Origin of the sequence: Burkholderia sp. 4NA327C6 (assembly GCF_005502655.1) — a bacterium.
Taxonomy (GTDB): domain Bacteria; phylum Pseudomonadota; class Gammaproteobacteria; order Burkholderiales; family Burkholderiaceae; genus Burkholderia; species Burkholderia contaminans.
This window is the reverse complement of the sequence record NZ_SCNZ01000075.1, coordinates 17,693-27,111: the sequence shown is the minus strand read 5'-3', so window position 1 is coordinate 27,111 and position 9,419 is coordinate 17,693. Positions and strand designations below refer to the sequence as shown.

General features: G+C 59.9%; 15 protein-coding genes and 3 pseudogenes. 11 read left to right on the top strand and 7 right to left on the bottom strand.

Features of this window, described 5'->3' with window-relative positions:
• Positions 1-266 (bottom strand): mercuric ion transporter MerT (merT, locus tag FFS49_RS39370; protein ID WP_137951060.1); only part of this gene is annotated, 266 nt, incomplete at its 3' end.
• A gap of 71 nt (positions 267-337) precedes the next feature.
• Between merT and merR the strand changes: the two genes are divergently transcribed.
• From merR to FFS49_RS39325, 10 genes are all read left to right on the top strand, one after another.
• Entirely contained in the window at positions 338-772 is a 435-nt protein-coding gene (gene merR, locus FFS49_RS39365) for an Hg(II)-responsive transcriptional regulator (RefSeq protein WP_005798840.1), read from the top strand.
• Between the two features lie 225 nt (positions 773-997).
• Positions 998-1,288, top strand: coding sequence for a nucleotidyltransferase (locus FFS49_RS39360; RefSeq protein WP_001247892.1), 291 nt, complete (start codon positions 998-1,000; stop codon positions 1,286-1,288).
• Positions 1,285-1,671 (top strand): DUF86 domain-containing protein, encoded by a 387-nt coding sequence (locus tag FFS49_RS39355; RefSeq protein WP_003100872.1) that lies wholly within the window; start codon positions 1,285-1,287, stop codon positions 1,669-1,671. Before FFS49_RS39360 ends, FFS49_RS39355 begins: the two co-directional genes overlap by 4 nt.
• Positions 1,672-1,686: 15 nt before the next feature.
• Positions 1,687-1,860 (top strand): hypothetical protein, encoded by a 174-nt coding sequence (locus FFS49_RS42295; protein ID WP_003154411.1) that lies wholly within the window; start codon positions 1,687-1,689, stop codon positions 1,858-1,860.
• 47 nt (positions 1,861-1,907) lie between these two features.
• Entirely contained in the window at positions 1,908-2,264 is a 357-nt protein-coding gene (locus tag FFS49_RS39350; protein ID WP_003465043.1) for a cupin domain-containing protein, read from the top strand.
• Between the two features lie 254 nt (positions 2,265-2,518).
• Positions 2,519-2,845 (top strand): hypothetical protein, encoded by a 327-nt coding sequence (locus FFS49_RS39345; protein WP_003100858.1) that lies wholly within the window; start codon positions 2,519-2,521, stop codon positions 2,843-2,845.
• Positions 2,842-3,342 carry a hypothetical protein gene (locus tag FFS49_RS39340; protein WP_003100856.1) on the top strand — a complete coding sequence of 167 codons (501 nt, stop codon included), beginning with the start codon at positions 2,842-2,844 and terminating at the stop codon, positions 3,340-3,342. Before FFS49_RS39345 ends, FFS49_RS39340 begins: the two co-directional genes overlap by 4 nt.
• The gene (locus FFS49_RS39335) at positions 3,339-3,710 is read left to right on the top strand and encodes a hypothetical protein (protein WP_003100853.1); all 372 of its coding nucleotides are present in this window, start codon (positions 3,339-3,341) and stop codon (positions 3,708-3,710) included. Before FFS49_RS39340 ends, FFS49_RS39335 begins: the two co-directional genes overlap by 4 nt.
• Positions 3,704-4,261: a recombinase family protein gene (locus FFS49_RS39330; protein WP_003100847.1), complete on the top strand. Its 558-nt coding sequence runs from the start codon at positions 3,704-3,706 to the stop codon at positions 4,259-4,261. The genes FFS49_RS39335 and FFS49_RS39330 overlap by 7 nt, the downstream gene beginning before the upstream one ends.
• 463 nt (positions 4,262-4,724) lie before the next feature.
• Positions 4,725-5,243: a DUF417 family protein gene (locus tag FFS49_RS39325; protein ID WP_003464991.1), complete on the top strand. Its 519-nt coding sequence runs from the start codon at positions 4,725-4,727 to the stop codon at positions 5,241-5,243.
• 29 nt (positions 5,244-5,272) lie between these two features.
• Here the strand turns inward: FFS49_RS39325 and FFS49_RS39320 are convergent, their stop codons facing one another.
• The 4 genes and pseudogenes from FFS49_RS39320 to FFS49_RS39300 form a co-directional block, all read right to left on the bottom strand.
• Entirely contained in the window at positions 5,273-6,118 is an 846-nt protein-coding gene (locus FFS49_RS39320) for an AraC family transcriptional regulator (protein WP_003464995.1), read from the bottom strand.
• A 364-nt stretch (positions 6,119-6,482) separates the two neighbouring features.
• Entirely contained in the window at positions 6,483-7,238 is a 756-nt protein-coding gene (gene istB, locus FFS49_RS39310; protein ID WP_060081503.1) for an IS21-like element helper ATPase IstB, read from the bottom strand.
• Positions 7,239-7,255: 17 nt separating this feature from the next.
• A pseudogene (istA, locus tag FFS49_RS39305) lies at positions 7,256-8,269 on the bottom strand (IS21-like element ISPpu23 family transposase); the annotation flags it as partial.
• Between the two features lie 33 nt (positions 8,270-8,302).
• Positions 8,303-8,458: pseudogene (locus FFS49_RS39300) on the bottom strand (Tn3 family transposase); the annotation flags it as partial.
• Between FFS49_RS39300 and FFS49_RS39295 the strand changes: the two are divergent.
• Positions 8,438-8,677 (top strand): annotated as a pseudogene (locus FFS49_RS39295) (Tn3 family transposase); the annotation flags it as partial. The pseudogenes FFS49_RS39300 and FFS49_RS39295 overlap by 21 nt on opposite strands.
• Before the next feature lie 160 nt (positions 8,678-8,837).
• On the opposite strand, the gene FFS49_RS39290 reads toward FFS49_RS39295, so the two are convergent.
• Both FFS49_RS39290 and FFS49_RS39285 read right to left on the bottom strand, forming a co-directional pair.
• Positions 8,838-9,119, bottom strand: coding sequence for a type II toxin-antitoxin system YafQ family toxin (locus FFS49_RS39290; RefSeq protein ID WP_017518825.1), 282 nt, complete (start codon positions 9,117-9,119; stop codon positions 8,838-8,840).
• On the bottom strand, positions 9,106-9,375 hold the full coding sequence (locus FFS49_RS39285) for a type II toxin-antitoxin system RelB/DinJ family antitoxin (RefSeq protein ID WP_017518824.1): 270 nt from the start codon (positions 9,373-9,375) through the stop codon (positions 9,106-9,108). The genes FFS49_RS39290 and FFS49_RS39285 overlap by 14 nt, the downstream gene beginning before the upstream one ends.
• Positions 9,376-9,419 lie beyond the last annotated feature (44 nt).

The following is a 9,419-nucleotide window of genomic DNA, read 5'->3' as shown; positions in this document are numbered from 1 at the left end:
GTGCGCACTTGCGGAATCGCGCACACCTCGCCCGGCTTGCAGGCTGCGGTCGGTCGGACGATGCGCCGCCAGGCAAAGAACAGTGCAACCAGCGCCGCGCCGATGAAGATCGGCCGATACGGCTCCAATACCGTCAGGTTGCCGATCCAAGCGCCGCTGAACCCCAAGGTGACCAGAACCAGCGGCCCCAGGCAGCAGGCCGAGGCGAGGATGGCAGCCAGCCCGCCGGCGAAGAGCGCCCCGCGCCCGTTTTGTGGTTCAGACATGCGCGTGTCCTTTCGAATTTAAATTGGATAGCGTAACCTTACTTCCGTAGTCATGTACGGAGTCAAGCAATATGGAAAACAATTTGGAAAATCTGACCATCGGCGTTTTCGCCAAGGCGGCCGGGGTCAACGTAGAGACCATCCGGTTCTATCAGCGCAAGGGCTTGTTGCCGGAGCCGGACAAGCCTTACGGCAGCATCCGCCGCTATGGCGAGGCGGATGTAACGCGGGTGCGGTTCGTGAAATCAGCCCAGCGGCTGGGCTTCAGTCTGGATGAAATAGCCGAACTGCTGCGGCTGGAGGATGGCACCCATTGCGAGGAAGCCAGTAGTCTGGCCGAGCACAAGCTCAAGGACGTGCGCGAAAAAATGACTGACTTGGCGCGTATGGAGTCGGTGCTTTCCGAACTTGTGTGTGCCTGCCACCTGCGGCAGGGGAATGTTTCTTGCCCGCTGATTGCTTCACTGCAAGGGAAGAAAGAACCGCGCAGTACCGACGCGGTGTAGCCAAGGGAACTACGCCTAAGCGTGCTTTATTTTCCGTTTTCTGAGGTGACGTCAACCGTCAGAAAAAACCGTGCGGCCGACTTTTGATAATTCGTGCTATCGCCTTCTGAAAATGACAACCGGCGCGGCACGGGAATCAAGGCATTGCGATTCTCGAAAATAGTTCTTGAAATTCTATTCTTGATTGCATATCATCTCAACGAGTTTCGATAAGAAAGGATGCCCATGCGACCGTCTGTTGTGCTTGACATGAAGCGAAGCGCAGTGCGTGAAGCGGTAGGCCGCTTTCGCGCCGCGAACCCGCGCGTCTTCGGCTCGGTGCTGCATGGCACCGACCGGGATGGCAGCGACCTCGACCTGTTGGTCGATGCGCTGCCCGGTGCCACGTTGTTGGACTTGGGCGATTTGGAAGAAGAACTGAAATCGCTGCTCGGCGTTGACGTCGATCTGCTGACTCCCGGCGACCTGCCGCCGAAGTTCCGGGCCAAGGTGCTCGCGGAGGCGCAACCGATATGAGCGAGAACCGCCTGCCCGATTACCTCGACCACATTCAGCAGGCCGCAACCGATGCGCGCAGCTTCGTGGAAGGGATGGCCAAGGACGACTTCTTGGCCGACAAGCGCACCCAGCAGGCCGTCATCATGAGCCTGATCGTCATCGGCGAGGCGGCCACAAAGGTGATGGATGGCTACGTCGAGTTCACCCAGGCGCATGCCGACGTGCCGTGGCGCAGCATGCGCAATATGCGTAATCGCATGGCTCACGGCTATTTCGACATCAACCTCGATGTGGTGTGGGAGACGGTACAGGAATGGCTGCCGGCGTTGCTCCAGCAATTGCCCGCCGTGCGTCAGGATGCCGACGATGAAGACCGTAACGACAAAGGCATGGAGCCATGACCAATCAAGCCGCCGATGTTCGGCCCCTCTGGCGTGTTCGATCCCGCGACCTATGAGCCGCGCTCGGGCAAGACCTTCTGGATGGCCGCAACGGACGTGAGTTCGCTGGTGGGCAAGGAGGCAGCAGCCGACACGCTCATCGGCAACTGCACGACCGCACGACCAGCCTCCCGTTCAAATTCGAGTTAGAACTCATATCCAGCCTGTCTGGGGGCACTGTGAAAGAGGGATCTCCGATGACTGTTGAATCGAGAATATTTTCTGTAGCCGAGTATGTTCAGCCGTCCGAAGGCGAGCCTATTCGTTCCGTTGTGCTTGAAACCCGAGACTCAATTATCGTGGTTTGGCATGTCCATCCCGGGCAGGAAATTGCGGCTCACATTCATCCTCACGGCCAAGACACGTGGACTGTTTTGTCGGGAATGGCTGATTACTTTCAGGGCAATGGGATTGTTCGTGCCCTCAGGGAAGGTGAGATAGCCGTGGCAAGACCGGGCCAAGTGCACGGGGCGCGAAATACAGGTACCGAGCCATTTGTGTTCGTCTCGGTTGTGGCATCAGCCAATGCCGGTTTCGTATTGGCTGAGCGATAGAGCCCAATCTCTGGAGTTGGTCCAATGAGCGGTCGGGGAGATAGGTAACAGACATGCAGCGGACACGGCTGCTAAACCAGGTCGCAAACCTCCTTGCGTCGCAGCGTGCCGCAAGCGACGCGATCAATCGAATGGGGTCGGCATGAGACTGAACACCATCCAGTTCCCGACCGCGTAGCCGCCTGTCCTGCCGATCAGGTCTTGACCATCGACGCCTGGGATCAGTCCTGAATGTTCTTGGAGACCACTACGTTATGAGCCGCAGCCGCCGCAAAACACCCATCGTCGGGCACACGACCTGCGGCAGCGAGCGCGAGGACAAGAAGCTCTGGCATCAGCGCTGGCGCACCCGTGAGCGCACGGCGCTGACCAGCGCGTCGCCCGAAGCCCTGAGCGCCCATCTGCCCCTGCTGGAAAACCAGGCCAGCAGCGTCTGGTCGATGGGCAAGGATGGCCGCTCCTACTGGCCCGTCAAGCGCCAGGCCGCCACGGCGGATCGCATCGCCAATCACAAGGGACGCAACCCGCAAGAACGCGCCTCCCTGAAAAAGCGCCTGCTGCGCAAGTGGATGAGCAAATGAAGCTCTCCTTCCATCAGCACATTGCGCTGTTCTGGATGATCGGTGCTCCGGGCGTCTTCGCGCCCGTGATCGAGAACGCCAAGCGGCCCGATGCCGGCGCCGTCATGGCGTGGGGTGTCGCGATCGTGGCGGTGATGATCCTCTTCACCCCTTTGCTGCTGCGCTGTCCACCATTCCGGCGCTGGTATGGCCGGACGGATGCGCTGTCGGAGCGGCAGCGCCAGGCGCTTGCCGAGCGCGGCCTGCGCCGCTACTACCAGACCGCTTTCGATGACGGCTACGTGCCCCGCGTGATGCCCTACGTGTGGCGCATCATCTGGACGGTCGGCGGGTTGATGGCTGTGACCGCCGTACTGCCTACCAACACCGGACGGCCAGCCTTCGATGCCTTGGTGGTCTTCTCGACCTGGTATCCGATAGGCGTGATGCTGCTGGTTTTCGCGTCGAGGCCCCTTGGCCGGTTGATTCGCCAAAGAGCACAGGAGCGGCGGAAATGAGCACGTCAACCATCGAGGCGCTGGCCAGCGCCTGGGCAAGGATTGCCGAGGAAGCGGAATTCCCCGCTGACTACGAGGGGACTGCCACACCACAAGCGCATCGGGCTAGCGAAGCTATTCAGGAGCAGATTCGGGAGCGCATCGTCGCCACCAACGACATGCGGCTGTTCAGCCTGCTGCACCTGCTGGGTCAGGCGTCGCTGCGCATGGAGCAAGCGCTGTGGCCGGAGGATTACGAGCGGATGACGCGCGAGGTTGAGGAAGCCCTGCGGCAAGCCACCGACGCCAACGCCAGATCGTACACCCACGAAGAAGTGATGCAGGCGATGCAGGAACGCATCGACCGGGCGCGAGACAAGCCATGTTGATTGGCTATGCGCGCGTCTCGACGCAGGATCAGAACCTGGAGCTGCAACGCGAAGCCTTGAGCAAGGCCGGATGTAAAAAGGTCTTCGAGGACAAGGTGAGTGGCACGCGGGCAGACCGGCCTGGCTTGGCCAAGACGCTCGAAATGCTGCGCGAAGGCGATACTTTGGTCGTCTGGAAGCTCGACCGGCTGGGCCGGTCGGTCAAGCAACTGGTCGATCTGGTCGGCGATCTGCACAAGCACGGTGTCCAGTTCAGGAGCCTCACCGACTCCATCGACACCGGCACACCATCCGGGCGGTTCTTCTTCCACGTCATGGCGAGCCTTGCCGAAATGGAGCGCGAGCTGACCGTCGAGCGCACCCGCGCCGGGCTGGAAGTCGCCAAGCAGCTCGGCCGCAAAGGCGGCCGCAAGCCGAAGATGACCGACAGCAAGATCGAGTCGGCCAAGAAGCTGCTGGCCAGCGGGGTGCCGCCCAAGGACGTGGCCAAGAACCTCGGCGTGTCCATTCCGACGCTGTACCGCTGGGTGCCAGCCTCCACGCACGCTTAGCGTGCTTTATTTTCCGTTTTCTGAGACGACCCCTATCTGCCCGGTTGAAGTCGAAGATCGATGTATCTGTAGGGTTTGGAAATAAATGCGGGCGCCCACCGCACTCACGGCTCAGTTACCATTCTTTGTGCATCGCGGCCGCGCGGCTAGTTGGTAGCTGTTCTAAGCCTAGTCAGTGCCGCCCTTCGCCCCAAGCCCCATAGTCAGATTTGAGAAATGACAGTAGGCGATGCCGCAACGCGCTTCATCGACCTATGTAAAACGACTCCTTTATCGAAATAGTGCACTCATCGCTCTCCACGGCGATCCCTTCATCGCGAATTGCACCGCCCAAGACGATCTGCACTGAAATCAATACTTTCTGATGCCTCTTGATTAGAGATGCCAGCCATAATCATCTCATCGCCAACGCATACGGCGTTCGGCAGCCAACACACTCTCACTCACTACTGGAAGCTCAGACATGAAAACCATAGGCATTGAAAACTCGAAGTCCAGCGTACAGGCCCACTTAACGCTTGGAACCAAAACTATGGGGCTAGGTATCTATGGCGCGTACTTGGCTCTCGCTATTATTTACTTCTGGTTCGGCGGCATGAAATTTACCCACTACGAGGCCGAGGGCCTGGTTCCACTGGTGAGCAACAGCCCGCTTTTGGGATGGGTGTATAGCATTTTTTCGGTCGACATGTTCTCCAGCCTGCTCGGCATACTAGAGATTTCGATCGGCACTCTGATCGCAGGCCGCATGCTGTCGCCCAAACTATCCGTGGTAGGAGGCGCTCTGTCTGCAGGCCTGTTCTTCACAACCCTTAGCTTTATGTTTTCCACTCCGGGCGTCATTGAGCCTAGTTTAGGGTTTCCGGCGATTTCCGTTGCGCCAGGTCAGTTTCTGCTTAAAGACTTAGGGTTGCTTGCTGTTTCGATATTTGTGGCAGGCCATTCGCTGGTTGAACTGGAAAAACGTAAAATTAATGCATAATTTTTTCAATGGCTTAAGGCAGTAATGCCTTAGGCCTTTTTGCCATCATTTTCCCCCGCCAGATCTTTCAACCAGTCACGAGGGCTCAACCCCGTCTTGCGTCTAAATGCGCGAGACAGCGCCGAAGGACTTTCGTAGCCGACTTGAGCTGCAATCAGCGTAATCGAGCGCCCTTCTCGCATCAGCTTCTGAGCCAGGCTAACTCGCCAACTCAACAAATAATCAGCAGGCGTCTGTCCGATGACACTCTTGAAATGCACGGCATACGCAGCGCGTGACATATTTGACTCACTGGCCAGCTCTGCTATTGACCAGGCATGTTCCGGGGAGTTGTGCATCTGTAAAAGCGATCGGGCAAGCCGCATGTCGGCCAGTCCAGCCATCATTCCGGTGCGCAACTGGTGATGATCGAGCAGGTAACGGAGCAACAGAATGATTAGGAGCTCAAATAAGCGCTCAAGCGCGGCTTCCCTTCCACAATGCACATTTGCCGCCTCGGCAAACATCCACTCCAACGTGTCTGCCAGCATGGGCAGATCATCGAGTGCGAGCACCAAACAGTCCGGTAATGAAGCCGACAAAGGATTATCAATTCCGCCCTCAAACTCCATGGAAGCACACAACAACTTTGCGCCATCGGACTCACCCGCAAACAATTGATGCTTGGCGGGGCGTGGCATAAAAATCAAGCTAGGGCGAGTGAGCTGCAAATCCTTGCGATCGGGACCAAGCAACGTCACGCTGCCGGCCTGAAGCAGATGGATATAACCTCGCCGCTCGGCGCCATCGTAAGATGCAGAGCCGCATAGGTCGCCGTCATAGAACAGATTGGCCCGCACGCCGAACCGCGAGAGCAAATTAGACAAACGATCCATTGGCCGATCCTTGACGAGTCAGAACGCACAGATCATACCATCTGCGTTGTCGTTCAGTGCCTGTAGCGAACATGCCGGCGTAAATCAGCCAACGGATAAAGTGATCACTGAGCAGCTCAGCCTCCCTTTCCAGTTCGGCTGTTAAAAAAACAACACCGTTGTTTGAAAGCACCAGCAAATCAAGTGCTCACTCTTCTATTTTACAGTACCTGGCAACAGCACTTTGCGGTGCAGTCTGCGGATTCCACGCCATCCGGCCACCCAGTCCGCTCTCATCTGGCCAGGCATTCCACGGCCATCTGGCCACCTGTTCCACGGCCATCCGGCCGGGCAGTCGGAGCGCAGCGACGCAGGGGTTGCATTGTTAGTCTGAGGCGCCCGGTGTCGTCAATTTCTTCACCCGCTTTCTCATCGATTCGCCCTTGAGGTTGATCCGATAAGCGTTATGCACCAGGCGGTCGAGGATGGCATCGGCCAGGGTTGGATCGCCGATCAGTTCGTGCCAGTTGTCCACGGGCATTTGGCTGGTCACGAGGGTCGAGCGCTGGCCGTAGCGGTCGTCCAGTAGCTCCAGCATGTCGCGACGCTGCTCAGCGGTGAACGGCGCCAGGCCCCAGTCGTCGAGGATCAGCAGGTCGGTCTTGGCATAGCCGCTCATCAGCTTGGCGAAGCGCCCGTCGCCATGGGCCAAGCCCAACTCTTCCAGTAGGCGCGGCAAGCGCAGGTAACGCACGCTGTAGCCCTCTCGGCAGGCCTGGTGTGCCAGGGCGCAGGCCAGCCAGGTTTTACCGACGCCAGTCGGGCCGTTGATAATCAGGTTGAGGCCGTCGCGCAGCCACTGGCCGCTAGCCAGTTGCAGGATCAGGGCCTTGTCCAGCCCGCGCGGGCTGCGGTAGTCGATGTCTTCGAGGCAGGCGTTGTGCTTGAGCCGGGCCTGACGCAGGCGGCTGCTGAGGCGCTTGTCGTCGCGTTCGGTCAGTTCGCGGTCGACCAGCAGGCCGAGGCGTTCCACGAAGCTCAGGCTGTCGATGTCGGGGGTTTTCAGTTGCTCGGCGAGTGCCTTGAGCATGCCGGTCAGGCGCAGGGTCTGGAGCTTGTCCAGGGTCGGATGGGGCAGCATGGTGGGATTCCTTGTGTTCAGTGGTAGTAGCCGGGGCCGCGCAGGTTGGCGTGGTCGTCCGGCAGCAGGGGCAGGTGCTGCTGGGCCAGCGGCAGGTTTTCCAGCCCCTGGCGCAGGATCGATTCGAGGCTCTTGTAGCTGCACGCACCGAGGCTGAGGGCGCGACGGCAGGCCAACTCCAAGCGCACTTCGCCATGGGTCTTGCCCAGGCGCAGGATGCCCAGGCAGGCCCGGTAGCCTTGGGTTGGGTGGATGCGCCGTTCGAGGATGTGGCTGATCACGCCGGCCGTGTTCGGCCCGGTCTGCTCAGCCCAGCGGATCAGCCGTTGTGGCGTCCACTCGGCATGCTCGCGATGACTCTTGGGCATGTGCTCGGCCTGTGTGCTGTGCCGGCCCTTGTGCGGTGAGCGAAGGTGGCTGGCCACCCGCTGATTGGCGTGGAAGCACTCCACCGTGCGCGCTGTCAGGCGTACTTCCAGTTGTTTCTTCACCAGTTGGTACGGCACCGAGTAGTAGTGCCCATCGACCTCGACGTGGTAGTCGATGTGCACCCGCGCCTTCTTCCACTCGGCATAGACGTAGGGCTGCTCCGGCAGTGGGCGCAGCGCTGGACGATCCAGGGCTTCGAAGGCCGAGTGCCGGGAGCCCGGCAGCTTGCGAAACGGTCGTCGGTTGAGCCGCTCCAGCAATAAGGCGATGGCGCTGTTGAGTTCGTCCAGGGAGAAGAACTGGCGGTTCCTCAGCGCGGCGAGGATCCAGCGCTCGACCACCTGCACGCCGACCTCGGCCTTAGCCTTGTCGCGCGGCTTACGCGCCCGCGCCGGCACCACCGCCACGCCATAGTGCTCGGCCAGATCGCGGTAGCTCGGGTTGATGTCCGGCTCGTAGCGATGGCTCTTACTCACCGCGCTTCGCAGGTTGTCCGGCACCACGATCTCCGGCACACCGCCGAGAAAGGAGAAGCAGCGGGCATGTGAGCCCAGCCAGTCAGGTAACTGCTGCGACCAGGTGGCTTCGGCGAAGGTGTAGCTGGGGAGCCCGCAGAATTCGGAAAAAATCGTACGCTAAGGTTTTCCGGGCATCCGTAGGGGCCGAAACTTCCCGTCTTCCAGTCTGCGGCTCTGCCGCCAGACGTAATCGCCGGTTAGGTTGATGTGCTCCCAGCCCAGCGGCGACAGGAATTGCAGCAGCTCGCCGTCCACCGGCTTGCCGGCCTCAACCTGGTGACGGCGGCCATCGTGCTATGGAACACGGTCTATCTGGAGCGGGCCGCGAACGCCTTGCGTGGCCACGGTCAAGCCGTCGATGACGGCCTGTTGCAGTACCTGTCGCCGCTCGGCTGGGAGCACATCAACCTGACCGGCGATTACCTCTGGCGCAGCAGCGCCAAGATCGGCGCGGGCAAGTTCAGGCCGCTACGGCCGCTGCAACCGGCTTAGCGTGCTTTATTTTCCGTTTTCTGAGACGACCCCTTTCCGCCCATTTGTCCGTTATACCGTCCGCCTATCTTATTGTCCGTCATCCCGTTGCGAAAGATGTTTTCGGACAGGCGTCCGGTTTGGCCGCCTAATGATCGTTTGACGGACAAGGCGGCTGGCGTCAGCCGAAAAGCTCGCTGTGCGAGCCAAGCCGCGCCAGGCGCAGGATGTCGGGATCGGACTTGCGGTAGATCAGCAGCAGGTCGGGCTTGATGTGGCATTCACGGTAGCCCGCCCAATCGCCGGAAAGGTCGTGATCGCGGTAGCGCGCATCGAGGGGCTGATCGGTCGCCAGCGCGACCAATACCGGCTTGAGCGCGTCATCGAGCGTGGCGCGGTGCTGGCCCTTGGCCTCGCGCTTGTAATCGCGTTTGAACGCGGAGGAACGGTCAATCGTCCGCATGCAAATCCGCCATCAGATCGTCCACGCTGGTGAACTTCTTGCCCTTGCCCGCTTCCAGTTCGGCAATGGCCTTCTTGGTGGTGGCATTGGGCACCTTCACATCGAAGGGCAGGCGGTGTTCGTCGGCGATGCGCAGCATCAGCAGGCGGATGGCGTCGGAAATCGACAACCCCATTGCTTCGAGCGCGCTGGCGGCACGCTCCTTGGTGTTGGTGTCGATGCGGGCGCGGACGTAGGTGTCGGCAGTGGTACTCATGGTAATTCTCCGGGAACGATTCAGATACTCACATTGTAGTCACA